This is a genomic window from Arthrobacter sp. D3-16 (genome assembly GCF_054408515.1).
The window spans coordinates 301,939-327,106 of the sequence record NZ_CP096437.1 but is presented as its reverse complement, the minus strand read 5'-3'; the positions used below and the strand labels follow the sequence as shown (position 1 = coordinate 327,106).

Here is a 25,168-nt window from a genome sequence, read left to right as displayed (position 1 = left end):
GCAATGTCGGATGTGGAGGATTACACCGGCCGGACAGGCAGGAATGAGACCCGCGAGGAACAACTGGACCGCAACTGGGCGGAATTGCTCCAAGAGATGCGGGTGCTGCAGATGGGCGTACAGATCCTGGCCGGCTTCCTGCTGACACTGCCCTTCCAGGAGCGGTTCGAAGACCTTGACGACTTCCAGATTGTCCTCTATCTGACCAATGTGGTGATCGCTGCGCTCACTACTGCCCTCATCCTTTTGCCGGTGAGTGTTCACCGGCGGCTCTTCCGGAAGCGGCTCAAGGAAACCCTGGTCTCAAGTGGGGACACCATCGCCAAGATGACCCTTGCCGGAATCGCGCTGTTGAGTGCCGGGACTGCTGCCCTGGTTTTCGACGTGACCGCCGGACGCTCAGCAGGCCTCACTGCCGGCGGTGCGCTGATGGCCGTGATGGTGGTCCTGCTGGTCTACGTCCCCATCCACCTGAACAAGCGGGCTGAAGCGGCCAGGTAATAACAACCGCCGGAGGGCAGCACGGCGCCGCTGTGTGCCCCTGCCGCGGAGGCCATAACCTGCGCCCTTTCGGCCAGCTGCAGCCATGCGCCCCTTACCAGCCACGCGGCCGGACAACCAGCCGATGACAACGACAGGAGAACGTTATGAAAGCATTTTTGAGAACTGCCCTGGTGGCCCTGCTGCTGCTTACCGCACCGGCTCTTTCGGTCGGCGCCGCCCAGGCTTCCCCGGCCGCAGAGCGGGCGGGAACCTCAGTTGCGCTTACCGCTGCATCGCCCACGCCTTCCCCCGGGGATACCGCCTCCACCGGCCCGGCCAATCCCGGAACGGGTGAGTCGGCCCAGAACGAGTCGACCCGCACCGACAACACCCCCTGGGTTGTCGGCGGTGTCATCCTGCTGACGCTGATCGCGATCTTCATCTGGAACCGCCGACGGGGCAACAAGACCATCGTCTAGGCGCTCAGGCGCCGGCCCGGCGCTACGGCTGGTTACGCGCCTTCAAGTACCTGGCTTGTTGCCCAGGCCAGGTACTTGGCGGCGTTGGCCACCGCATCCTCCGGGCCGGACGCCACGTCCAGCAGCTGCGCCGCCGCGACCACGCCGTGCCCGGCAAGGTCTTCAGGAGTCACCAAAATCCTGCCGGCCACCACGATCACCGGGATGCCCCGCTCCCGGGCCGCGTCCGCGAGCGCAATCGGGGCTTTCCCGGTCAGCGACTGGACGTCCATGGAGCCTTCACCGGTGATCACCAGGTCCGCTCCGGACAGCTGGTCCGCCAGGCCGGTCAGCCCGGCCACCAGCGCGAAGCCGCCCTCCAGCGCAGCGTCGGTAAAGGCAAGGAACGACGCCGGAAAGCCGCCGGCAGCGCCTGCCCCCTCGATGTTGACGTCCCGGCCCGTGGCCTCCCGGAGCAGGGACGCCCAGTTGCGGAGCCCGGCGTCGAGCAGTTCCACGGATTCTTCGTCCGCGCCCTTTTGCGGGGAGAAGACGTGCGCGGCGCCCAGCGCCCCGTAGAGGGGATTACGTACGTCGACGGCGATGCGGAACCGGGTGGCTGCCAGCCGCGGGTCCAGCCCCGAGGAGTCCAGCGTCACGACGTCCGCGAGTGAGCCGCCGCCGAGCGGGACCACGTTTCCGGCTGAGTCGAGCGGTTTCAGGCCCAGGGCGCGCAGGGCGCCGCTGCCGCCGTCGGTCATTGCCGATCCGCCCAGGCCCAGCACAATCTCGGTGGCACCGGCGTCCAGCGCTGCCGCGATCAACTGTCCGCAGCCGTAGCTGTGGGCCCGGAGCGCGTTCGCCGGAGTAGGCTCCATCTCCGCCAGGCCGGACGCCTGCGCTGTTTCAATGACGGCGGTGACCTTGCCGCCGCCCTTCCGGATAGCCCAGGCTGCGCCGACCGGGGCGAGGATGGGACCCACCACCGCGTTGATCCGCTCCTCGTACCCGGCGGCGACGGCAGCCTCCAAGGTGCCTTCGCCACCGTCAGCGATGGGGAACTGCGTGGCGACGGCGTCGGGGTAGACGCGCAGCGCGCCCTCAGCGATGGCGGCAGCTGCTTCGGCAGCCGTGAGGGAACCCTTGAACTTGTCCGGAGCAATAAGAATGCGCATGGGGTCCATCATGCCAGCCCCGTAGAGGAAAGCGCTTGCCCGCAGGTAATACGGACAAGCGCTTTCTTTCAGGACGCTTGGTCGGAATGCCTACCCTTCACGCCACTCGTGGCTGGTGATATGCGAACCGCCCTGCGGGCCCATTTGCAGCATCCCGCCATCCACCGCCCAGGAGGCTCCGGTGACGTAGCTTGAGGCCGGCGAGGCGAGGAACGCGATGACGGCAGCCACTTCCCGCGCGTCCCCCGGCCTGCCCAGCGGGACCCCCGGACGGTCCTTCGCCGTCGGATCCTCGTCCTCCTGCCCCGTCATGGGCGTGGCTATCTCACCGGGGGCAACACTGTTGGCCGTAATGCCGTACTCGGCGAGTTCCAGGGCCAGCGTTTTCATCAGGCCGCCCAGGCCGTGCTTGGAAGCGTCGTAGGCAGATGAACCCACCCTCGGCTGGAACTCGTGGACGCTGGTCACGGCAATAAGCCGGCCTCCCCTCCCTGCCTGGACCATGCGCCGGGCGGCCGCCTGCATACAGACAAACGCACCGTTGAGGTTGGTGTCCAGGGTTTGCATCCAGGTGTCGACGTCGAGGTCCAGGAACTTGGTGCCGTCTCCGGTCCCGGCATTGTTGACGAACACATCCACGCCGCCCAGTTCCTCGGCCAGTTCCTCGATGACGCCACCGGCACCCCGGAGCTCGGTGGTATCCAACTGCCGAACCACCGCCTTGCGTCCCAGGCCCCGGATTTCCTCAGCGGTCGCTTCGGCGCCCGCCTTGTCTGAATGCCAGGTCACGCCTACGTCCATACCGGCTTGGGCGAGCGCCACGGCTGTGGCCTTGCCGATGCCGGAGTCTGATGCGGTGACGATGGCGGTGGCGGGGCTGAACCCTGTGGTGTCCTGCATGGTGGCTCCTTGTGAATGATCAGGCGGGGCGGCGGAGTTCCGGCTGCGAAGGGTAGCCGGAGTCTTCCGAATCGGCCGGGGCATCCCGTACGGCCATGAGCGGGACGGCGAAGGTGACAACAGGCCTGGCCTGGGCATCGTCAGCCGACCTGACGGTCAGGCTCCTGGTTCCCGGGGGCACCGACGGAGTGAAAACCTGCAGATTCCGGGAGCCCAGAATCGCTGAACTGCGCAGCGAATACTCGGTGCCGAAATGGTCCTGGAGGATGATGTTGGGCTCCGGTTCGCCGTCAGATGCGAGCTGGATGTTGACCACCAGGCCCGTGGCCCAGATCTCGACGGACAAGACGGTAAATGCGGTGTTGTCCGTGACATGCCGGCCGTACGTTGGCGGCAGCAGCATCCCGCGGAGGGAACCGGATGGGATTAGTTCGCGCATGGTTGTTCCTGTTGGTTTTGCGCCTGCCGACGACGGGACGGCGCCGGAGGTGGTCCGGTGGCTGGTCTGCGGGGTACGGCTGGACGGATGCGGCTTAGGCGTCTTCCCGGCCGGGGTTTTCCAGCCGGAAGAAGTTGGATTGCTGGCCGTCGCTGCGCTGTTCCTGGTAAATGAAGTTCAGCTGGCGGGCGTCGAAGGTTTCAAACCATTCTTCCCAGCTGATGTGGCGGAGCTTGTCGTTTTCGCCGCCAAAGTCGATCCGCAGCACTCCAAGGTGGTCACCGTGCTCAGTGCCCTCCACTGTGGCCGGCACGCCGTCGCGCTCCTCCGCCCACTGCCTGATCACTTCATGGTGCGTGGTAACAAGGCTCCTGCCCTCACGCTCCGGTTCGTCGTCCGTTGAGGTGACCTCCTGCGAATACTTCAGTGATTTGGATGATTCCGGGCCCGTGCGGACCTTCCCGCCATCCGGGCCGGCGGCCAGGTCTTCATCATCCCGGTCCGCCTCGGCCTCGCGGGCCTTACTGCCTTTGTCCTGTGCCATAGCAGCCATCCTTTCCCCTGGAGATAACTAGTAAGTCTACTTACTATGTAGCCTCCCGATCCGCCTCCATGTCAAGGGGTCAGGCTCAAGGGAGCGGCGCGGATGCAGATTGTACCGCCGCCTGGCTCGGCAGGGCTAGGGCCGGGAACGCACCACCGCGTAGTACCCGGGGACCAAGCTTTGCGCAGCCACCTCTGTCATCGGATTCGTTTCGATGGCCACGGCGCCCTCTTCGAGGAGCTCCCAGGCATCGTTGGGGAGAACAAGCGCCCGTTCAGCCGGACCGAAACGGCCGGGCATGGGCAGTTCGCGGATGGCGCGTTCCAGCGGCGCCGGGATCGCCTTGGCAGTTGCGCCGAGGTGGGAAACATAATCAACGGGGTTCCCCTGGAAGTTGGTTTCGGCCAGGAATACGGTGCCGCCCGGGCCGGCCAGCAGCCGAAGATTTTCCACCAGTGCCATTTGGTCATCCGGGGCCAGCACGTGGAGCACACCGCGGATGAAGATGTTGGCCCCGCGTTCGTCCGCCAAACCGTTTCCTGCGCCGGGCACCGTCATGTCCCGCACCTCGTAGCGGACGCGTTCCGCGGTGCTGGTCTCCACCCTGCCTTCCCTGCGCGCACGGGCGACAGCGTGGGCGGATACGTCCACGCCCACCACCTCGGAGAAGACACCGGCCAGGGCACGGGTAAAGCTGCCGTGGCCGCATCCCACGTCCACCACGGGCAGTTCCGGGTCCAGGTGGCGCACCAGCACATCCCTGTATCCCAGGAATTCGTTGTCCCTGCCTGAGTCCCAGAGGACCTCGCTGCCGGCACCGGTCACCTTGATGCCCGCCCAGTACCTGTCCCACGCGACAGGCCGGTCCTTGTGCGCGGAACGGGACAGCCGGACGAGTTTGGGGATCATCAGGTACTTCTGCCAGGCAGAGCGCACTGATTTCGCTGGGGAGGACACGGATCAAATATAGGGTCTGCTCCACGGAGCGGGGTGACAGGCCGCCGGTTTCGGTGCGGCGCCCGTCCGTGCGCCGGTTGTTTCGTCACTCTTGCGGGATGTCCACCTTCTGCGGGTTCATCCAGCCGTCGTCGCCCTACAATGTACTCAACTGGGATCGAAGGGGGCATTGTGACGGCTGACATGCCGTGGGACTCGACCGTGCCCCGCACCGCTATTGTGGCGGACCCCGATGACGGAAGGCTGGCGGTGAACGCGCAGGCGCTGTGTGATGCCGGCTACGAGGTCCGCACCGCGGGGGATGCGGGCACGCTTGCCGCCCTGCTTGCCGCAGGGGAGCCGTCGGTCATCGTGGTTGATACGTTGCTCTCCGCGGTGGAAGCGGAAGCTCCCGTCCTGGTGATGGTGGACTTGGACAGCCCTGCTGAGCTCGCAGCCATGCAGCCGCCCGGCATCCATGACTGCATCGCCAAACCTGTGCCACCCAAAGAACTGGTGCACCGTGCCACTGCGCTCATCACGCAAGTGTCCCGGCGCGCCGCCGCCCGGCAGGAAGCCGAAGGCCTCCGGGAGCAGCTCCGCCTGGTGTCCGCTGCTGTCCGGGGCACCAACGATCCGCAGGAAATCGCTTCCCTTGTCGTAGAGGGGTTCGGCCGGACGTTCAAGGCCGACCATGTCCGGCTCACCACCTTCGAGGACGAGCGGGTTCCCCCGATTACCTCCACGTGGACCAGGCCCGGACTGGAGAAGCTCCCAGCAGAAGCCCTGCCGGATCAGGAATCAGCAAGGCACACAGCAAATATGCTCTGGGCGGCGGCTGAAACCCTGTCCTTCGACGGCTCCGAAGAAGACACAAAGGCAGGTGAAGCATCCGACGCCCCGCGCCTGGCACCGGCTGCATCGTTGCTGGCCGTGCCAATGGGCGAAGGAAGCTCCTCGCTGGGCATTATCTGGATCGTCAGGCTGGACCAGCCCCGGCGATGGTCCCGCGCCGAGCTGGGACTGATCCAGCACGTTGCGGGCAACGCCGCCCACGGGCTAATCCAAAGCCACCTCATCAGCAGCCAGCAGCAGGTGGTTAAGCAGCTTCAACAGCTCGACAAGGCGAAAACGGACTTCCTTGCCACCGTCAACCACGAGCTGAGGACGCCGCTGACGTCCATCATGGCCTACCTGGACATGATCCAGGAGAGCACTGAGCAGCCGGTCTCCCCCGAGGTCCACCAGATGCTGGACATCGTGGTGCGGAACACGGAGCGGCTCCGGATGCTGATCGAGGACATGCTGAGCGTCTCCCGCAACGGCCTTGAAGACAATCTGATGCATCTCACCCCGGTTCGTTTGGGGCAGACGCTGGACCTTGTTGCCGGAGCGCTGCGCCCCTTGGCCCAACTGCAAAACGTCACCATCGCCGTCGACCCCCTCCCTGAGGATCCGGAAATCCTGGCCGACGAGGTACAACTCCAGCAGGTGTTCACCAACCTGGTGTCCAACGCCATCAAGTTCACCCCCAGCGGGGGGCGGATCGAAGTGGGCAGCGAATCCCACGCGGCGGCCGACGGAACGAGATGGGCCACCGTCAGCGTCGCGGACAACGGCATCGGCATCTCCAGCGAGGAAATTGACCACGTTTTCACCCGGTTCTACCGCGCCTCCAACGCCATGTCGGGAGCCATTCCAGGAACCGGCCTGGGCCTGGCCATCACCAAGGACATCGTGGCGCGCCATGGCGGCCACATTGATGTCGCCTCCACCCTGGGTGCCGGCACAACGGTCACCGTCAGCCTTCCGCTGGATGCCGACCGCAACCAGGCCAACTAAGCAGGGGAAGGAGGACCGATGTTTGCCGATAACGACCCCCGGCTCTCCCAGCTGCTGGAAGGCATAGTCCGGCTGGCATCGGGAGACCTCAGCTCCCGGATCGAGGTATCCGACGCCCGCGACGAGCTTGACGCCATCATCATGGGCACCAACCTGCTGGCCGAGGACCTGCAGATCATCTACGAGGAACTTGAACAGCGGGTGCAGGTGCGCACGCAACTGCTGCACGAGGCCCACCTGGAAATGCAGAAGATGGCCATGCAGGACCCGCTGACCGGCCTGGCCAACCGCTCGGCACTGATCGAGGCCTTGCGCGCCGCGATTGAAGACGACGAGGCCACCGAAGGGCCGGTCATCCTGCTGATGGACCTCGATGCCTTCAAATCCATCAACGACAGCTTGGGCCATACCGCCGGAGACCAGGTCCTGATCAAAGTGGGGGAACGGATCCGGGCTGCGGTGCGCACCACCGACGTCGTGGCACGCCTCGGCGGGGACGAATTCGCCATCGTCATGCCGGCTGTCTCCGCGGACCAGGCAGCCATCGTGGGCCACCGTATCCTTGCGGCGTTGAAGGAACCGATTGAACTGCCGGGGCGAAGCATCCGCTGTGGTGCGAGCATCGGCCTGAGCGTTGGCGGAGCGGGGCAGACCCCCGAGGACATGCTGATGGAGGCCGACGTCGCCATGTACGCCTCCAAGGCGGAAGGCCAGAACCGGCTCCACCGGTTCGAACCAGGCCTCCTGCTGGTCCGCAGGCTCCGCAGCCAGCTGGTGGAGGACCTTCGGGCCGCCATCAGGAATGACGGCCTGACGCTGCATTACCAGCCCGTGGTGGAACTCAGCTCGGGCCGGATCGAAGGGGTGGAGGCCCTGGTCCGCTGGAACCACCCGACGCGCGGGCTCATCATGCCGGACGAGTTCATTCCACTGGCAGAGGATGCCGGGCTGATCTCCGTGCTTGGACTGTGGGTGCTTCGCACGGCGGTGCACCAGCTGCGGGAATGGATTGACGCTTCCCTTGTGGACAGCCGTTTCTCCGTCCGCATCAATATCTCCGCCACGGACCTGCAAAGCCTTCAGTTCATCGAGGACGTCCGGAATGTCCTGAAGGAAACCCTCGTCCGGCCGGAGCAGGTGGTCCTGGAGCTGACCGAAGTGGCCATCGTCAAGGGCAACGAACTGGACCGCTACTCGCTGGGCGGCCTGCGCGGCCTTGGCGTGGGGATCGAGATCGATGATTTCGGGACCGGCTACTCCTCCATCAGCTACCTCCGCCGGCTGCCGGTGGACCGCGTAAAGGTGGACCGTTCGCTCATCAGCGGCCTCGGCACCGACCCCACCCAGCCGGCCCTGGTGGCCGCAGTCCTGCAACTCGTCCGCGCCTGCGGCCTGGAGGCGGTCTGGGAAGGCGTCGAAACGGCCGAACAGGCCGAAATACTCCGCAGCCTGGGCTGCCTCAGCGCCCAGGGCTATTACTTCAGCCGGCCCGTTCCGCCTGCGCAGGTTCCCGAACTCCTGGCAGGCCAGCCGGAAAGCGCGAACCAGTAAAGGGAAAAGTACTGCGCTTTTGTCCGCCCCGATATACGATCATCGTGCTGGGACTGATTTTCGTCGCCGTGAATGTCGCGGCCTATCAGCAGCACAGGACTTTAGAAGCGGTTGGAAATTGAACAACAAAGGGCCACTGGGTCATTACTTCGTCAACTGGGGGCGTAGCTAATGTCGGTTCGTGTACAGGCGTGGGGAATCATCGCCGCTGTTTTGGGGGACCCGGATCCGTCCGGGGCCGCCGTACGTCAGCGGCTGAGCAACAGTCTCGACGAGAATCCCGGCGTGCCCGAACGGGCTTTGCTGGAGTATCTCCTCGAAACCCGGCGCAGCGACGCCAATACTGAGGAGACGCTGGACAGCGCCAGGAAAATGCGCCTGGAATCCATCGCCCTTCCGCCAAGACTCGCTGAACAGATTGATGCGATTCGCAGCATGTCACGCATCAGCGCTTTGCTCGACAGCCAAATGCTGATGACGGCTTTCCAGCCCATTTACGGGCTTGCGGAAGAATCCGTGGTGGGAGTGGAAGCATTGTCCCGCTTTGTCAGTGACGATGGCGCTGCCGCGGAATTGTGGTTTGCGGAGGCCGCTGCGGTGGGCCTGGGCGCAAACCTCGAGTTTTCCGCCCTCGGATCCGCGGCTGCTGCAGCCAGGGACCTTCCGAAGGACCTCTACGTTTCGCTCAACATTTCGCCGACGTCATGCCTGGACCCCCGCCTGCCGGAGCTGTTCGAGCACATTGACCTCCCCATCAGCCGGATGGTACTGGAACTGACCGAGACCATCACCGACGAGGAATACCCGCAGTTCATTGCCGCCGTTAGCCCGCTGCGGGACAAGGGCCTGCGCATCGCCGTTGACGACACCCACCCGGAGGCCGGCGCACTGAGCCGGATGGTGCACCTGCGGCCTGATTTCCTGAAGGTGGGCCGGAATATCATCGGCGACGTCGACAAGGACGGCATCCAGCGGGCCATGGCCGCCTGCCTGGTGGATTTTGCCGGGCAGATCGGCACCACCCTGGTGGCTGAGGGCATCGAGACTGTCGGCGAACTCAAGGTCCTCACGGAACTTGGAATCAGCGCCGGCCAGGGCTACCTTCTGGGCAGGCCATCGGTTCGGCCCCAGGACTGGGCAAGCTGGAACACCCGCCTGGATAAAGACGGGCTCAAGCGGCAGCTCGTCGGCCCCGAGAAGTCCGGCAAGGCTGCCCCACCCAGCGACTCCCGCTGAGGCCGGAGGCCTTATTCATCGTGCCCCTGGTCGGCGCTCATCTGGTCTTCCGCCGGAGGAGTCTCACCCGGGGGCACTCCCCCGCCGGGTTCCAGCCCCGTCACGTTCCCTGCCGCCGGGTCCGGATTCGCTGAACCGGCCGAGTCCCGCCCGCCCTGTTGTGCTGCGCCCGCGTCGTTGGCGCCCTGCTTGTTCCTGCCAGGCTGGTCAGGGTTCGCGGGGTCGTTTTCCGGATGGTAGCTGCTCACAATGCTCGTCCTTCCTCTGCCTGGCCGTGGCCTCGCACCGCGGCTCTGGACTAATTGTAAGCATGCTGATAATTCTGGAAGTGTAATGTTCCGGAAGTCCAGTGGGGCGGCCGGCAGGCAATGTCAGAAGGAGCAGTCACATGGGTATCGGCGACAGCATCGGCAAGGCAGCAGAGAACGCCATGGAGGACCTGGCCGGAACAAGCAAGGCCACTGAGAAACTGAATGTTCCTGACCCCACGGATCCCAATGACGACGTGGAAGTCCATTCCTCCCTCAGCGAGGGATCCAATGCCATGGAAGCGGAGAAGCAAAAGGCTCCCGGCCTAAAGGCCGGCGCGGCCCCGGGCCCGGTGTCCGAAGCCCCACTCGGCGGGGACGTCGATGAACGGGAAGCGGACCAGGACGACGCCCCCTCCGAAGACGAGGCCCGCAAGGCGGCCCAGGCCGGGACGACGAGCACAGAGGCAACAGGGCTCACGGGACGTGCCGCAGCCCCAACGGGGGGAGACGCCGGGGTACCGTAACGGCGCAGGCTCCGTCAGGAGCGCGGCGGCAAGTCTTGCGGTGGCCCCGGCCACTCGCCGCGTTCCTGCAGCACATTCCGGAGGAGGTCCGCGCGGTCGGTCACAATGCCGTCCACCCCTAGCTGGAGCAGGCGGCGCATTTCCGCGGGGTCATTGACCGTCCAGACGTGGACCACCAGGCCCAGGACGTGCGCGCGGCGGACAAAACCGGGCGTCACCACTTCGATCCTCCCGCGCCGCACCGGAACCTGGAGCGCCTGGACATCGCGCAGGACCCGCCGCATGATCCAGCGGAAGGCGGGTCCGGGAAGCACCCGGCCGAGCACTGTGAACAAAGCCACCGGAACAACTCCGGCCGACGAGGCCACCGGGCGGCTCAGCAGCTTCAGCACCGCGCGCCGCCGCCGGTCCGAGAAACTGGTGACCAGGACGCGGGAATGCGCTTGGTGCCGCTCGATGGCGGCAGCCAGGCTCCGGACGGAGTTCCAGTCCTTAACATCAACGTTGAAGCGGGCCCCGGGCAGCCCGGTGATCACATCGTCAAAGGTCGGGATTGGCTCGTGGCCATTGATGCGCGCGCGGGCTACTTCACCGGCGGTGAGCGCGGCGATCCGGCCGCTTCCGTCCGTCACCCGGTCCAAGGTGTCATCGTGGAAGACGAGCACCACCCCGTCCGCGGTGGTGTGCACGTCGGTTTCGAGATAGCGGTAGCCGAGGTCGACGGCGGCGTGGAACGCGGCCATCGAGTTTTCCAGCCCCTCCCGGGAAAACCCGCGGTGGGCCATGGCGACAGGCAGCTGGCGGCCGGTGTTGTCCGGGCTGGTGAAGAACGGCAAACTCACCCTGCGAGCGTACCGGAGCCGCCGGGACGCGCAGCCTGCCCTGGCCGGACTATTCCTCTTCGGGAAGGATCTCCACGCTGTCGCTGCAGTGCAGCAGCGTGCGGCCGCGGCCGCCGTCGAGGTTTATCCACACCGCGGCATGGTCGCCGGTGATGGCGTCCACCAGGCCCCCGCTTTCAAAGCCGGGCGTGAAGACCACGCGGACGCGGTCGCCCTGGCGCAACTGCTTCCAATGCGGCGCGGGGGTTGCCCTGCGCAGCGGCACATCAACAGTGTCGTGCTTGACGTTTTTTGCCATCGTTACCCCTTGAGCCGAAAGGGGAGCTCTTGGTCCCCTTACTCCACGGTAGGGAGCAAAAGTGAACACAAGGTGAGCGTCAGCTGGAAATTAGCCGATGTCCCGCTGGATCAGGGAAGTTTGACGCCCAGGGACGCCAGACGGGCCTCCAGGACCTGGGCCACGCCGTCGTCGTCGAAGTGCGGTGCCTGCTGCCCGGCGGCGCGGATTGCCTCCGGGTGGCCGCTGGCCATCGCGTAGCCGTGGCCGGCCCAGCGGAGCATCTCGATATCGTTCGGCATGTCCCCGAACGCCACAACATCGGCGGCGTCAATGCCCAGCGCGGCAGCGTATTCCGCCAGCGTCACGGCCTTGTTGACGCCCGGCAGGCACAACTCCAGCATGGAGACGCCGGGCGACGAGTGCGTGGCGGCCGCCAGATGTTCGACGGCGGGCCTGACCTCCGCCAGGAAGTCGTCCGCCGTCCCCTCCCGGACAATCGCCAGGAACTTCACGACGGCGTCGTCCGTGGTGAGGGTTTCGGCCAACGGCGCCGGGGTGAATTCCGAGAGCAGTTCGGAGGAGCCGTTTTCGATGAAGCCGGGCTCGAGGTGGAAGCTTGTCAGTGTCTCCGCGGCAAAGAGGGCGGCCGGGCGGAGCTCCTTGATGATGCGGCGGACCTCCAGCACGGAGTCGATGGCCAGGGTGCGGGCGGACACCAGCTGTTCGGCCTCAAGGTCCCAGACCACGGCACCGTTGGAACAGATGACGGTCCCGGCATGCCCCAGCTGGTCCTGCAGGGGGTGGAGCCAGCGCGGCGGCCGGCCGGTGACAAAAACGAGTTCAACGCCGGCGTCACGGCAGGCATGGAACGCACGGACGGTGCGGTCGCTGATCTTTCCATCGTGCCCAAGGATCGTTCCGTCAATGTCACTGGCTACCAACCGCATCCTGCCAGTCTACGTGGCGGCGCCCCGCGCCCTGCCGCCCAGCCGGGCAGTGACCTTGGCCGCCGCGGCGGCACAGGATTCACCGAGCGCCGTCAACCGGTCCTGGGACACCCTGAACCGTGGCGCCGGGATCAGGACCGCGGCCACCACCTCGCCGCGATGATCGTAGACAGGCGCTGCCAGGCCCACTTCGTCGATGGAGGTTTCCCCGTAATTGATGGCCCAGCCGCGACGGAGGTCGTCCTTCAGCCGGACCAGGTAGGCGTCCATACTGGACTCATCCAAGCCGGGGTAGGTGATGGCACCGCTGTTGAGGAGGGAACGGACCCGGCCTTCGGGTTCCTGCGCAAGGAAAACCTGGACTGAGGCGCTGAGGGCATCGTTGTACCGGGCGCCCAGCGGGGTGGTGTGCTTGATCTGGTGGTGGCTGGCGATTTGCTCGACGCAGATGGATTCGTCACCGCTCCAGACCATGAGGGCGCTGGTTTCGCCTGTCTGCTCTGACAGTTCGCGGAGCACGGGGTAGGCGACGCGCCGCTCCTCCAGTTCGGCCAGCAGGGGGCCGGCCACAGCGATCAGTCCTAGTCCCAGCCGGAAGCGGCGCGTCTCCGCGTCGCGTTCCACCAGGTGTTCCTGTTCGAAGGTGGCCAGGATCCGCGAGACGGTGCTTTTATGGAGCCCCACGCGGTTGGCGATCTCGGTGACCCCCAGGAGTGGTTCGTCCGCGGTGAAGGTGCGGAGGACGGCGATCGCGTTGACGATCACGGAGGCGCCCTTGCTGTCGCCGTTGCCTGTAGTCTCGGGTTCTGTTGCGCTCATGGTGCTACCCATCATTCCTTAGCGGGCGCCGGAAGCGGCGCCATGATGATGGCGCCGCTTCCGGTTTGGGCCCTGTCCGGGTCCACGGCCGCGTTCCCTGGCCGCGCCTTCGACGCCAGGGAACGGGCCTGGCGGAACTAGGCGCCGATGATGTTGTACTCAGGGCCGAACGGGAACTTGGTGATGTTCTCCGCCCCGTCCTCTCCCACCACCAGGATGTCGTGTTCGCGGTAACCGCCGGCGCCCGGCTGGCCGTCGAGGACCGTGATCATCGGTTCCATGGACACCACCATGCCTGGTTCGAGTACCGTGTCGATGTCCTCGCGGAGTTCCAGCCCGGCTTCCCGGCCGTAGTAGTGGCTCAGGACGCCGAAGGAGTGTCCGTAGCCGAAGGTGCGGTTGGCCAGCAGGCCGTAGCCGACGTAGATCTCATTGAGCTCAGCGGCGATGTCCTTGCACACCGCACCGGGCTTGATCAGCTCAAGGCCGCGCCTGTGGACCTCGACGTTGATGTTCCACAGTTCCAGCGAGCGGGCGTCCGGTTCGCCGTAGAAGAGTGTCCGTTCGAGGGCCGTGTAGTAGCCGGAGGTCATGGGGAAGCAGTTCAAGGACAGGATGTCGTGTTCCTGGATCTTCCGGGTGGTGGCCCAGTTGTGTGCGCCATCGGTATTGATGCCGGACTGGAACCATACCCAGGTGTCGCGGATCTCGGAGTTCGGAAAGGTGCGGGCAATCTCGTGCATCATGGCCTCGGTGCCGATCAGCGCCACCTCGTATTCGGTGATGCCGGCGGTGATGGCGTTGCGGATGGCTTCGCCTCCCAGATCGCCGATGCGTGCACCATGCTTGATGACCTCGATCTCTTCGGCGGACTTGATCATGCGCTGGCGCATGGCTGCCTGGGCGACGTCCACCAGGGTGGCCGACGGGAAAGCGGCCTGGATCTTGTTGCGGTTGTCCAGCGGCAGCGAGTCGTCCTCGACGCCGAGGCGGCGGGGGGTGATGCCGCGGGTGCGCAGGACTTCCTGGATGGCGAAGATGTAGTTGTCGCGGCGCCAGTCCGTGTAGACGATGTTGTCGCCGTAGCTTCGGCGCCAAGGCATTCCGGCGTCGATGTTGGCCGTGACCGTGACGGTGTCATCCTTGGTGACCACCATGCCGTACGAGCGGCCGAAGGTGGTGAACAGAAAGTCGGAGTAGTACTTGATGGAGTGGTAGCTGGTGAGGACAACGGCGTCGAGGTCCTTTTCCGCCATGATCAGGCGGAGCCCGGCGAGCCTGCGTTCGAACTCGGCGTCGGAGAAGGTGAGGCTGACTTTCTCACCGTTCTTCAGGATCTTTGTGCGCTCCAGTTCGGCGACGGTGGTTGCGTTCTCGGTGGTGATGGTCATCGTGGTGATGCCTTTCTATGGTGCGTTTCTTCAGGTGCGGTTGGTTGGAAAGAAAGCTATTCGTGGCGCAGGGGCTCTTTACAGGTTTCCCTGGACAGGGCCACGGCGATCAGGGAGACGACGGCGGCCGCCACCAGGTACCAGGCCGGGGCCAGGTCACTGGCGGTGGCAGCTATAAGCAGCGTCGCCATAAACGGGGCGGTGCCGCCGAAAAGGGCGTTGGAGAGGTTGAAGCTGACCGCAAAGCCGCTGTAGCGGACGCGGGTGGGGAACATTTCCGCGAGGAAACTGGGGAGCGTGCCGTCGTTCAGGGTGAGCATGGCGCCCAGGAGGATCTGGACCAGGACGATGACCAGGAAGTTCCCGGTTCCCAGCAGCGCGAATGCGGGGACGGTAAGGACGATGAAGGCAACCGACGCGCTGATCAGCACCTTCTTGCGCCCGTACCGGTCCGAGAGCATCCCGGTGAGGAAGATGAAGCCGATGTAGGTGATCAGCGCGATGGTGGTGGCCAGGAATGATTCGGTTTCGCCCAGGCCCAGTTCCGAGGACAGGTATGTGGGCATGTAGCTGAGGATCACGTAGAAGCCGACGGCGTTGAGCAGCACTGCCCCGACCGCTTGCAGCAGCTGCCGCCAGTGGTTCCGGAAGAGACTGGATACCGGCGCCTTGGCGGCCTGGTCCTCCGCGGCCAGCTCGCGGAACACGGGGGTGTCCTCGAGCTTGGTCCGGATGTACCGGCCGATCAGGCCCATCGGGGCTGCCAGCAGGAACGGCAGCCGCCAGCCCCAGCTGTGCATCGCCTCGGTTGAGAGCAGGGTTGTCAGCAGACCGGCGATCAGTGAACCGAGGAGCAGGCCGGCGGCGGTGCTGGCCGGGACCACGGCGGCGTACAGGCCGCGCCTGTTGGCCGGGGCGTATTCCACCAGGAACGCGGACGCCCCAGCATATTCTCCCGAAGCGGAGAAGCCTTGGACCACCCTGATCATCAGGAGCAGGAGGGGCGCCCAGATACCGATCGTGTCATAGCCCGGAATCAGCGCTATGCAGAAAGTTGCTCCGGACATGATCAGGATCGAAAGGGAGAGGGCCGTCCGCCGGCCCACCTTGTCGCCGATGTGGCCCCAGACGAAACCGCCCAGTGGGCGCACCAGGAATGAAATCGCAAAAAGGGCGAAGGTCAGGAGGAGTCCGGTCTGGGAATCGGACTCCGGGAAGAAGACTGTCGCGATGGTGACGGCCAGGTAGCCGTAGACGGCGTAGTCGAACCATTCGACAAAGTTGCCGATGAAGCTGGCGGCGATGACCCGGCGCCGCGTTTCCTTGCTGACGGCGTTGTCGGCAAGGTCAGGTTTGTTCCCGCCCGGCGTGCCGGCGCCGGACGCCGAGCCGGGCTGGCTGCCACCCAGCTCCGGGGCTGTGCCCCGGCCGCGGGCGGGAGAGGAAGTTTCGTTACTCATGGATCCACCAAATTGTTTGGGGTTGCATTGAGCGCAACGCTGTTGCAACATACTAAGCGTGATGAGGGCCACAGTCAATGGTCCGTGCCGAGCCTGGAAATAGAGCTTCTACTGGTTCCCAGCAGCATGGGTGGTGAGGAGGGACGCTGGGGCGGGCGAATAGGCGCCGTTGCACGTGGAGGTTTCACGTTGCGGGGAGCAGAGAAAGTCGGCTATAAACTGGCGGCGGACGCGGTGCACTACCAGGGCCTTCTATTGACACCCCGTGTGGCGGCTGACATATTTCCAGTACGCGCTATGTGCACCTTGTTGTGTAATACGCAATTTGCACGAAGCCGTCAGACTGGCTATCCGCCACCCCGCCTGAGGCATGAGAATAAGAAGTCGGGCTGAACTCGGGCCGAACGAACTGCCCGGGGCACCGCCCCCAGAGTCCCGGGACTAGGAAAGGAACACCCCAGCTAATGGTGCATAAAGTCAAGGCAGTTATTGCCAAGGAAAAGAACGCTCCAGTGTCGGTGGAGACCATCCTGGTCCCGGATCCGGGACCAGGCGAGGCGCTGGTGGATATCCTGACGTGCGGGGTCTGCCACACGGACCTGCACTACAAGCAGGGCGGCATCAACGATGACTTCCCCTTCCTGTTGGGCCACGAAGCCACCGGTGTGGTCAACGCAGTGGGCCCCGACGTCACTTCTGTGGCCCCGGGTGACCGCGTCATCCTGAACTGGCGTGCCGTGTGCGGTGAGTGCCGTGCCTGCGCCAAGGGTCAGCCGCAGTACTGCTTCAACACCGCGAACGCCACCCAGAAAATGACCCTCGAGGACGGCACCGAGCTCTCCCCCGCCCTGGGCATCGGTGCGTTTGCCGAGAAGACCCTCGTCGCGGCAGGACAATGCACCAAGGTCGACCCCGAGGTTGATGCGGCCGCCGTCGGCCTGCTCGGCTGCGGCGTCATGGCCGGCATCGGTGCCGCGATCAACACCGGCGAGGTCAAGCGCGGCGAATCCGTGGCTGTGATCGGCTGCGGCGGCGTGGGCATTGCCGCGATCGCCGGAGCCAAACTGGCCGGTGCGACCACCATCATCGCCGTGGACATTGACGCGAACAAGGTGGAGATGGCCAAATCCTTGGGCGCCACCCACGGCATTGACTCCAGCAAGGAAGACCCCATCGAGGCCATCCGTGCCCTGACAGGCGGCAACGGGGCTGACGTGGTGATTGACGCCGTCGGCCGCCCCGAAACGTACAAGCAGGCGTTCTACGCCCGCGACCTTGCCGGCCGGGTGGTGCTGGTAGGCGTCCCGACGCCGGACATGAAGCTGGAACTGCCGCTGCTGGATGTCTTTGGCCGGGGCGGGTCGCTGAAGTCCTCCTGGTACGGCGACTGCCTGCCCTCGCGGGACTTCCCGATGCTGGTGTCCCACTACAAGCAGGGCAACCTGGACCTGGACGCCTTCGTCTCGGAGCGGATCACCATTGACCAGGTGGAGGAAGCCTTCGCCAGGATGCATGAGGGCAAGGTCCTGCGCTCGGTTGTTGAGATCCCCGCGGCGGGAGTGCCGGCATGAGCGTAAAGATCGAGAATCTGGTCACCTCGGGCACGTTTTCGCTCGACGGCGGCACATGGGACGTGGACAACAACGTCTGGATCGTGGGCAACGACGAAGAATGCGTGATCATCGACTCGCCGCACGACGCCGCCGCGATCATCAACCAGGTCCGTGGCCGGAAAGTTAAAGCGATCCTTCAGACCCACGCCCACAACGATCACATCGGCGCCGCACGCGAGGTAGCAGAGGCCGTCGGCGCCCCGATCTACCTGAACCCGGAGGACCTGGTCCTCTGGGAACAGGTGTACCCGGATGCAAAGCCGGACCGGGAACTGGCCGACGGCGACGTCTTTGAGGTAGGAGGGACAACTTTGCGGGCCATCCACACGCCCGGGCACTCCCCCGGTTCCACCTGCTTCTACCTGGAAAGTGAAGGAACGGTCTTCACCGGGGACACGCTGTTCAACGGCGGCCCCGGCGCTACGGGGCGCTCCTACAGCGACTACCCCACCATTCTCACCTCCATCCGGGAACGCCTGCTGACCCTCCCGCCGGAGACAGTGGTCCGTACCGGCCATGGCGACAACACCACCATCGGCGCTGAGCGGGAGACGCTGGCGAAGGTGTCCCAGTAGCAGCCAGTGAAGTAACAGAAGTGTCCAGCAAAGGCGCGCCAGGAACCTGGGTGCGCCTTTGCTGGCGTCAGAACTACGTAATGCCGGTAAGGAAGTTGGAACAATGAAGTTCGGTAAGCAGCCCGCGCCCGTCGCGGACATCAACGAGGACGACCTCGAAGTCCACAAGCCCAAGACCGAAGCGGCCGGAGTCAAGGCCGTGATGGTGGCGCTGGAACGTGCCGTCGCGCAGGCCGGGGTGACCCGGACGGCCCAGTCCCTGCTGCGGCTGAACCAGCGCGGCGGGTTCGACTGCCCGGGCTGCGCGTGGCCGGAATCGGACAAGAAGCGCAAGGCGGCCGAGTTCTGCGAGAACGGCGCCAAGGCCGTGGCCGAGGAGAACACCCTGCGGACCGTGGGCGCGGAGTTCTGGGCGAAGCACTCCATCAAGGAGCTGTCGGAGAAGACGGAGTATTGGCTCGGCAATCAGGGCCGGCTGAGCGAACCGGTGGTGATCCGGCCCGGTGAGACGCACTATTCGCCGATTTCCTGGGCTGAGGCGTTCGAGCTGATTGGCGAGCACGTTCGGGCCACCACGGCTGACCGGTGCGTTTTCTATACCTCCGGCCGGACCGCGAACGAGACAGCCTTTATGTACCAGCTGTTCGCCCGGGCGCTGGGGACGAACAACCTGCCGGACTGTTCAAACATGTGCCACGAGTCCTCCGGCTCGGCCCTGAACCCCACGATCGGGATCGGCAAGGGCACCGTGTCCCTGGATGACATCCATGATTCGGAGCTGATTTTCGTGGTGGGGCAGAACCCGGGCACCAACCACCCGCGCATGCTGTCCGCGCTGAAGGAATGCAAGGACAAGGGCGGCAAGGTGGTGGCCGTGAACCCGCTGCCCGAGGCAGGCCTGTTCAACTTCAAGGACCCGCAGACCGTCTCCGGTGTCGTCGGCGGCGGCACCCCGCTGGCCGATGAATACCTGCAGATCAAGGTCGGCGGTGACCTGGCCCTGTTCCAGGCCCTGGGCCACCTGCTCCTTGAAGAGGAAAAGCGGAACCCCGGGACTGTCGTCGACCATTCCTTCATCGCCGCCCAGACCGACGGGTTCGACGCCTACCGGGACGCCCGCAAGGAGCTGGACTGGGCCGAAACGGAAAAGGCCACGGGGCTGCCCCGGGAACACATCGAAAAGGTTGCCTCCATGCTGGTGGCCTCCAAGGCCACGATCTTCTGCTGGGCGCTGGGCGTGACGCAGCAGCCGCACTCGGTGGACACCATCAAGGAAATGGTCAACGTCCTGCTCCTGCAGGGGAACTTCGGCAAGCCCGGCGCCGGCGCCTGCCCCGTCCGCGGGCACTCGAATGTCCAGGGCGACCGGACCATGGGCATCTGGGAAAAACCCAAGGAGTGGCTCCTGGAAGCGCTGGATACCGAGTTCGGGATCACCTCCCCGCGGCACCACGGCTACGACGCCGTCGAAGCCATGGAAGCGTTCGAACGCGACGAGGTGGACGTCTTCGTCTCCATGGGCGGGAACTTCTCCCTCGCCTGCTCCGACACCGAAACCCTCGAAGCCGGAATGCAGCGGATCGGGCTGACCGTGCACATCTCCACCAAACCCAACCGTTCCCACATCGTCCACGGCCGCACCTCGCTGATCCTGCCCACCCTCGGCCGGACGGACAAGGACGACAAGCACCCCAAGGGCGCCCAGTTCCTCTCCGTGGAAGACTCCATGTCCGTGGTCCACTCCACCCAAGGCCGCCTCACCCCGGTCTCCGAACACCTGCTCGCCGAACCCGTCATCGTCGCCCGGATGGCCGAGGCGACCTTCGGCCCGGACCACCCCGTGAACTGGAAGGCCATGGCCGAGGACTACGACGTCATCCGGGACCACATCGAACGCGTCCTGCCCGGCTTCGAGGACTTCAACGCCCGGGTCCGAACCAAAAACGGGTTCGTGCTGCCCAACCCGCCCCGGGACACCCGCTCCTTCAAAACCGACATCGGCCGTGGCCGCTTCACCGTCAGCCCGCTGGAGTACCTCACCCCGCCGGCCGGGCACCTGGTCCTGCAGACCATCCGCAGCCACGATCAGTACAACACCACCTATTACGGCCTGGACGACCGCTACCGCGGCATCTCCGGCGGCCGCCGCGTGATCCTCATCCACCCCGAAGACCTGACAGAACTCGGCTTCAAAGACAGGGACCTCGTGGACGTGGTCAGCACCTTCCGCGGCCACGACCGGACGGCGGACAAGTTCCGGCTCGTGGCCTACCCCACCGCAAAGGGCTGCGCCGCCGCCTACTTCCCCGAAGCCAACGCCCTGGTCCACAAGGAAAACGTCGCCCGCGAATCCAACACCCCCGGCTTCAAAGCCATGTTCGTCCGCTTCGAACCCCATTTGGCGGATGCCGCCGAGGTGGAGGCGGTCGGAGAGCTCAAGCCGGAGCCCGCCGCAGTGGGCTAGTTCTAAGACAGAGAACAGCGACGGCGACATTCCGCACCTGCCGGAACGTCGCCGTCGCTGTTTTTTCGCTTTGGATCGCCGCGCCTACACCGGGTTGTTTCCGTCAGGCTGCGCTTCGGGGTCGAGGTCTTTGCCGTAGCCGGTGGCCGAAGCAAGCCCGCCGACCTGTTGTCCCGCATTGGTTTGACCCGGCGTAAAGCCGCTGTCTTGAGCTCCTTGGGGTTCTCCCTCGGGCTCTGGTGCGACGTCCTGCCGCAGGTGCTCGTCGTCGGGAATGTTCTGGGAAACCTCTTCATCAGCCATCCCACCAGCCAAGCACCGGACGCAGGCGAGGGCAAGAGTTCAATTGGCCCGGGCATGCAGGAACCGCTCGATGCCGTCTTCTCCGAGGGATAAATTGATGCGCACAAGGTCCACGTCGCCGCGCGGCAGATCCCCGGGCGCGGACTGCAGTTGTTCCGGCCAGTGGGGTGGTTCCCAGTCTTGGTGTTCACTTTTGTAGTGCCGGCCGGTGGGTGAGGTCCAGCCGGGTGGTTCGTTTTTGGTGGCTGGTGTTGGTTTCCAGCCGCCGGTGTGCCGGAGTTTGTGGTGCTTCGGGCAGGGTTGTCCGAGGTTGCTGATTCCGGTGGTGCCGCCTTTGTGCCAGGCGAGGAGATGGTCGGCTTCGTTGTCGAGGGAGTTGTTGCTGCAGCCGGGGAACGGGCATTTGCCGTCCCTCAAGCTGAGCCAGTTCCGCATGGCCTTGGTCAGCCGGTAGCTGGTCCGGCCGATCTCCAGCGGCGCCCCGTCCCGCGGATCCACCAGCACCCGGTAAAACGACCTGGCGCCGTCGGCGATGAGCCTGCGTGCCACGGACGGCGGGATGGGTCCGTACCCGTCGAGCATCGCCGGCTCGTCCGTCAGGCCCAGCAGGAAAAACATCGGCACGGTGACCAGCACCTGCGCCCGGATCAATGAAGTGCCGGCAGTTGTTCCAGCCGCTGTTTCGTCACGGCCTGTGGTGGTTTCGCCGAGGAGAAGTTTGGCATACAGGTCCGCGCGTAACTGGGTGAGGGTCCGGGTTTCTTTCGGGCCCTGTAATTCCCGTGCGTCGGCGGTGAGCTTGTTCCAGCCAGCCAGTGCCTGGTCGGCGGGCAGGTAGGCGGAGAGCCAGGCCATTCCGTCCTGATCGGGCCGGTATTCCACCCGCCGGTCCGCCACGGCCTTGGCGTGGCGTTTTTCAATGGACTCGGCGTGGTGGCGTTCCCGCCAGGTCTTGGCTTTCGCTTTGAACCGGTACGCCGGCATCTCCCCGATCGGGGCCGCGGCGGCCGGTTTCGGTGTGCCGGGGTCCAGAAACTGGGCCTCCAGGGCTGCGGCCCCGGCCGGGTCCAACGTGGCGGTCTCATCCACCATGACCAGGGCGTGCTGCCAGGAGATTGTCCCCGACTGCAGTGCCGACAGTGTCAGCGGCAACTCCTTCGACAGGGCGTGGGAAGCGGCCAGGAACGCACCGGCTGCCCGGGGACCGAGGAGCAGAAGGGCGCCGATTTCCGCGGCGACAGCCATTTCCAGCGCCTGTACCGGTGCGTCCGGCGGCGCGATGGCCTGCGCAGTGTCTGCATACTTCACGGCGGCCCGCGCCTTCAAACCCGCGAACCCGGCCTCCGCCACCCGCGCCCCGGCAAGGATGTCCAGGCACCCATCGGCAAGGCCGGCCAGCGGATCAGCAGCGGAGAACGCCTCCGAACCACAGCCCTCAGCCTCTGCATTGAGCACAGCAAGAGCGGCAGTGATGTCCTCAAACGCCTTCGCCACCGCCGCTTTCCCCATAAAACCAATCATGACAAAGGGATACGACAATCCGACGGGCACGCATGAAACCGGGGGCCGCCCGTTCGGCGACCCCCGGTTTCGATGGCAGAGCGGGGCTCAGCCCTGGTCTAAATCAGCCCCGGAGGCGCTCCATGCCCGGATCGAACAGGGGCTCGGCAGAGACCGTCGCGGCGATGCGCTTGCCGAAGTACTCGACCTCTACGGCGTCGCCTTCGGATACCGAGGCGGGCAGCCAGGCGTACGCGATCGGCTTCCGCACCGAGTAGCCGTACGCCGCGCTCGTAACGTACCCAACTGCGGAACCGTCCACGTACACCGGTTCCTTGCCCAGAACGATGGAGGTGCCGTCGTCGACCGTCAGGCAGCGCAGGGCGCGCGTGGCGGGCTGCTCCTTTCGCTCAGCCAAGGCCTCGGCGCCGACGAAGCCCGTCTTGTCCTTGGCGATGGAGAAGCCCAGGCCGGATTCGTAGGGGTGGTGCTCGGAGGTCATGTCCGTGCCCCACAGCCGGTAGCCCTTTTCGAGCCGCATGCTGTTGAACGCCCCGCGGCCCGCCGCGATGATGCCGTGTTCCTGGCCCGCCTCGAACAGCAGGTCCCAGAGCTTCAGCCCGTATTCTGCGGTGGTGTAGAGCTCCCAGCCGAGCTCACCCACGTAGGAGAGCCGCATGGCCGTGACCGGGATGCCGCCCACGGAGATTTCCTTGGTCCGGAAGTACTTCAGGCCGTCGTTGGTCAGGTCATCGGAGCTGACCTTGCCGATCACCTCGCGGGCCAGCGGCCCCCACAGCCCGATGCAGCAGGTGCTGCCGGTGATGTCGGAGACGTGCACCCACTGGGCGGGATCCGCGGCCGACTGCTTCCGGGCCTCCACCCGGAGGTAGTCGAAGTCCACGTTGCTGTTGACACCCAGCTGGAAGTCTTCCTCCGCCAGCCGCGCGACGGTCACGTCACTGCGGATGCCGCCGTCGTGCTCCAGCAGCAGGCAGTAAGTTACCGCTCCCGGCTTCTTGGCAATGTTGCCGGTGCTGAGCCGGTGCAGCAGTGCCTGCGCGCCGGGGCCCACCACGGAGAGCCGCTTGAGCGGTGTCATGTCGTAAAGCCCGACGGCGGTGCGGGTTCTCCACGCCTCGGCCGCCGAGATGGGGGACGAGAACATGGCGGCCCACTCCTCGCGCTCCGGCGCCTGCCATTCGGCCGGGAGCTCCTCCAGCAGGCCACGGTTGGCCTCGAACCAGTGCGGCCGCTCCCAGCCGGCGGACTCCAGGAAGAACGCTCCCAGTTCCTTCTGCCGGACATTGAACGGGCTCACCCGGAGGTCCCGCGGGGATTCCCTGGGCTGCAGTGGATGCATCACGTCGTAGATCTCCACGAAGTTCTGCTGCGACGTCTCGCTGACGTAGGCGTCGGAGGTCTGGACCTTTTCGAAGCGGGTAAGCTCGCAGCCGTGCAGGTCCGTGCGGGACCGGCCTTCCACGAGCAGCTCCGCCATTGCCTTGGCTACGCCGGCCGAGTGCGTGACCCAGACGGCTTCGGCCACGAACAGGCCTTCGAGGTCGGGCGCCTCGCCCATGAGGGGGCCGCCGTCAGGAGTGAAGGAGAAGATGCCGTTGAAGCCGTCCTGGATCTCGGAGCTGCGCAGGGCCGGCAGCAGGTCCTGGCTGTCCTCCCAAGCGGGCAGGAAGTCTTCCAGGGTGAACTCCAGGCGGGAGGGCATGCGGTGGTCCGACATCTCCTCTGCGGAGACCTTCGGCAGGGCGGACATATCCACCGGCATGGGGCGGTGGGCGTAGCTGCCGATGCCGATCCGGTCGCCCCATTCGCGGTAGTACAGGTCCCTGTCCTGGTAGCGCAGGATGGGCTTGCTGGCGCCCTTGGGGAGCTCGTTGACGCCCTCGAGTTCGGGCAGCGGGGTGCTGATGGCGTACTGGTGGGCCAGCGGCAGCAGCGGCACCTCCAGGCCCACCATCTTGCCCAGTTCACGGCCCCAGAAACCCGCACATGAAACCACGATGTCCGCCGGGATCAGTCCGTTGTCGGTTTCGACGCCGGTCACCTTGCCGCCCTCCTGGGCGATGCCGGTGACCGTGGTGGAGCCGATGAAGGTCACGCCACGCTCGCTGGAGCGCTCCATCAACAGCTGCACTGCGCGGGCGGCGTGGGCCAGGCCGTCCGTGGGGATGAGCAGGGCGCCCAGGACTTCGCGGCCGCCGCTGAGCTTGCCGGTGTTCAGGAGGGGGTAGATCTTTTCGCATTCGTCCGCGTCGACGATCCGGCTTTCGACGCCCCAGGAGGTCATCACGCCCATCTTGCGCTTGAGGTCGGCCAGGCGCTCGGGGGTGGTTGCCAGCTCCAGGCCGCCCACCTGGCTGAAGCAGGACTGGCCGTCCTTGCTCAGGGCGAGCAGCTTGTTGACGGTGTAGGTGGCGAATTCGGTCATGGTCCGTGACGGGTTGTTCTGGAACACCAGGCCCGGCGCGTGCGAGGTGGAGCCACCGGCAAGTTCCAACGGGCCCTGTTCCACCACCGTGATGTTGGTCCAGCCCCTGGTGGCGAGTTCGTCGGCAAGGTTGGTTCCGACAATGCCGGCGCCGATGATGACAACGCGTGGTGATGAGCTCATGGG

The 25,168-nt window shown here is 65.5% G+C and carries 24 protein-coding genes; 9 read left to right on the top strand and 15 right to left on the bottom strand.

Annotated elements, in window-relative coordinates; translation table 11 throughout:
* Window positions 1-3 precede the first annotated feature (3 nt).
* Together M1D32_RS01590 and M1D32_RS01585 are read left to right on the top strand one after the other, a co-directional pair.
* Window positions 4-501 carry a DUF6328 family protein gene (locus M1D32_RS01590; protein WP_458780629.1) on the top strand — a complete coding sequence of 166 codons (498 nt, stop codon included), beginning with the start codon at window positions 4-6 and terminating at the stop codon, window positions 499-501.
* 146 nt (window positions 502-647) lie between these two features.
* The gene (locus tag M1D32_RS01585) at window positions 648-962 is read left to right on the top strand and encodes a LuxR family transcriptional regulator (protein WP_458780628.1); all 315 of its coding nucleotides are present in this window, start codon (window positions 648-650) and stop codon (window positions 960-962) included.
* 32 nt (window positions 963-994) lie between these two features.
* Here M1D32_RS01585 and M1D32_RS01580 read toward each other — a convergent pair whose 3' ends face one another.
* The 5 genes from M1D32_RS01580 to M1D32_RS01560 form a co-directional block, all read right to left on the bottom strand.
* Window positions 995-2,116, bottom strand: a complete 1,122-nt coding sequence (locus M1D32_RS01580; RefSeq protein WP_458780627.1) for a glycerate kinase — start codon at window positions 2,114-2,116, stop codon at window positions 995-997.
* A gap of 90 nt (window positions 2,117-2,206) precedes the next feature.
* Window positions 2,207-3,016 (bottom strand): SDR family oxidoreductase, encoded by an 810-nt coding sequence (locus tag M1D32_RS01575; RefSeq protein ID WP_458780626.1) that lies wholly within the window; start codon window positions 3,014-3,016, stop codon window positions 2,207-2,209.
* A 19-nt stretch (window positions 3,017-3,035) separates the two neighbouring features.
* Window positions 3,036-3,455, bottom strand: a complete 420-nt coding sequence (locus tag M1D32_RS01570; protein ID WP_458780625.1) for a hypothetical protein — start codon at window positions 3,453-3,455, stop codon at window positions 3,036-3,038.
* 94 nt (window positions 3,456-3,549) lie between these two features.
* Complete coding sequence (locus M1D32_RS01565) at window positions 3,550-3,999, bottom strand: Rho termination factor N-terminal domain-containing protein (protein ID WP_458780624.1); 450 nt, start codon at window positions 3,997-3,999, stop codon at window positions 3,550-3,552.
* Window positions 4,000-4,134: 135 nt separating this feature from the next.
* Window positions 4,135-4,908 carry a class I SAM-dependent methyltransferase gene (locus M1D32_RS01560; RefSeq protein WP_458782256.1) on the bottom strand — a complete coding sequence of 258 codons (774 nt, stop codon included), beginning with the start codon at window positions 4,906-4,908 and terminating at the stop codon, window positions 4,135-4,137.
* Between the two features lie 231 nt (window positions 4,909-5,139).
* Here M1D32_RS01560 and M1D32_RS01555 point away from each other — a divergent pair, with 231 nt between their 5' ends.
* From M1D32_RS01555 to M1D32_RS01545, 3 genes are all read left to right on the top strand, one after another.
* A complete protein-coding gene (locus M1D32_RS01555; RefSeq protein ID WP_458782255.1) occupies window positions 5,140-6,777 on the top strand; it encodes an ATP-binding protein in 1,638 nt (545 codons plus the stop codon).
* A gap of 18 nt (window positions 6,778-6,795) precedes the next feature.
* Window positions 6,796-8,328, top strand: coding sequence for a putative bifunctional diguanylate cyclase/phosphodiesterase (locus M1D32_RS01550; protein WP_458780623.1), 1,533 nt, complete (start codon window positions 6,796-6,798; stop codon window positions 8,326-8,328).
* 171 nt (window positions 8,329-8,499) lie between these two features.
* Window positions 8,500-9,564 (top strand): EAL domain-containing protein, encoded by a 1,065-nt coding sequence (locus M1D32_RS01545; RefSeq protein WP_458780622.1) that lies wholly within the window; start codon window positions 8,500-8,502, stop codon window positions 9,562-9,564.
* An 11-nt stretch (window positions 9,565-9,575) separates the two neighbouring features.
* Here M1D32_RS01545 and M1D32_RS01540 read toward each other — a convergent pair whose 3' ends face one another.
* Window positions 9,576-9,812 carry a DUF6480 family protein gene (locus tag M1D32_RS01540; protein WP_458780621.1) on the bottom strand — a complete coding sequence of 79 codons (237 nt, stop codon included), beginning with the start codon at window positions 9,810-9,812 and terminating at the stop codon, window positions 9,576-9,578.
* 140 nt (window positions 9,813-9,952) lie between these two features.
* On the opposite strand from M1D32_RS01540, the gene M1D32_RS01535 reads away from it, so the two are divergent.
* Window positions 9,953-10,339 (top strand): hypothetical protein, encoded by a 387-nt coding sequence (locus M1D32_RS01535; protein WP_458780620.1) that lies wholly within the window; start codon window positions 9,953-9,955, stop codon window positions 10,337-10,339.
* 14 nt (window positions 10,340-10,353) lie between these two features.
* Here the strand turns inward: M1D32_RS01535 and M1D32_RS01530 are convergent, their stop codons facing one another.
* The 6 genes from M1D32_RS01530 to M1D32_RS01505 all read right to left on the bottom strand — a co-directional run bounded on the left by M1D32_RS01530 (window position 10,354) and on the right by M1D32_RS01505 (window position 16,078).
* Entirely contained in the window at window positions 10,354-11,181 is an 828-nt protein-coding gene (locus M1D32_RS01530) for a glycerophosphodiester phosphodiesterase (RefSeq protein WP_458780619.1), read from the bottom strand.
* A 49-nt stretch (window positions 11,182-11,230) separates the two neighbouring features.
* On the bottom strand, window positions 11,231-11,479 hold the full coding sequence (locus M1D32_RS01525) for a hypothetical protein (RefSeq protein ID WP_458780618.1): 249 nt from the start codon (window positions 11,477-11,479) through the stop codon (window positions 11,231-11,233).
* Between the two features lie 110 nt (window positions 11,480-11,589).
* Window positions 11,590-12,408: an HAD family hydrolase gene (locus M1D32_RS01520; RefSeq protein ID WP_458780617.1), complete on the bottom strand. Its 819-nt coding sequence runs from the start codon at window positions 12,406-12,408 to the stop codon at window positions 11,590-11,592.
* Window positions 12,409-12,417: 9 nt separating this feature from the next.
* Complete coding sequence (locus M1D32_RS01515) at window positions 12,418-13,227, bottom strand: IclR family transcriptional regulator (protein WP_458780616.1); 810 nt, start codon at window positions 13,225-13,227, stop codon at window positions 12,418-12,420.
* A gap of 137 nt (window positions 13,228-13,364) precedes the next feature.
* Complete coding sequence (locus M1D32_RS01510; protein WP_458780615.1) at window positions 13,365-14,618, bottom strand: aminopeptidase P family protein; 1,254 nt, start codon at window positions 14,616-14,618, stop codon at window positions 13,365-13,367.
* Window positions 14,619-14,674: 56 nt separating this feature from the next.
* On the bottom strand, window positions 14,675-16,078 hold the full coding sequence (locus M1D32_RS01505; RefSeq protein WP_458780614.1) for an MFS transporter: 1,404 nt from the start codon (window positions 16,076-16,078) through the stop codon (window positions 14,675-14,677).
* A 464-nt stretch (window positions 16,079-16,542) separates the two neighbouring features.
* On the opposite strand from M1D32_RS01505, the gene M1D32_RS01500 reads away from it, so the two are divergent.
* From M1D32_RS01500 to M1D32_RS01490, 3 genes are all read left to right on the top strand, one after another.
* Window positions 16,543-17,649, top strand: a complete 1,107-nt coding sequence (locus tag M1D32_RS01500) for an S-(hydroxymethyl)mycothiol dehydrogenase (RefSeq protein ID WP_458780613.1) — start codon at window positions 16,543-16,545, stop codon at window positions 17,647-17,649.
* Window positions 17,646-18,266, top strand: a complete 621-nt coding sequence (locus tag M1D32_RS01495; protein WP_458780612.1) for an MBL fold metallo-hydrolase — start codon at window positions 17,646-17,648, stop codon at window positions 18,264-18,266. Before M1D32_RS01500 ends, M1D32_RS01495 begins: the two co-directional genes overlap by 4 nt.
* Window positions 18,267-18,369: 103 nt before the next feature.
* Window positions 18,370-20,730, top strand: coding sequence for an FdhF/YdeP family oxidoreductase (locus tag M1D32_RS01490; protein WP_458780611.1), 2,361 nt, complete (start codon window positions 18,370-18,372; stop codon window positions 20,728-20,730).
* Between the two features lie 84 nt (window positions 20,731-20,814).
* Here the strand turns inward: M1D32_RS01490 and M1D32_RS01485 are convergent, their stop codons facing one another.
* The 3 genes from M1D32_RS01485 to M1D32_RS01475 all read right to left on the bottom strand — a co-directional run bounded on the left by M1D32_RS01485 (window position 20,815) and on the right by M1D32_RS01475 (window position 25,165).
* Window positions 20,815-21,033, bottom strand: a complete 219-nt coding sequence (locus tag M1D32_RS01485) for a hypothetical protein (RefSeq protein WP_458780610.1) — start codon at window positions 21,031-21,033, stop codon at window positions 20,815-20,817.
* Between the two features lie 39 nt (window positions 21,034-21,072).
* A complete protein-coding gene (locus M1D32_RS01480; RefSeq protein WP_458780609.1) occupies window positions 21,073-22,542 on the bottom strand; it encodes an HNH endonuclease signature motif containing protein in 1,470 nt (489 codons plus the stop codon).
* A gap of 115 nt (window positions 22,543-22,657) precedes the next feature.
* On the bottom strand, window positions 22,658-25,165 hold the full coding sequence (locus M1D32_RS01475) for a GcvT family protein (protein WP_458780608.1): 2,508 nt from the start codon (window positions 25,163-25,165) through the stop codon (window positions 22,658-22,660).
* Window positions 25,166-25,168: the final 3 nt, after the last annotated feature.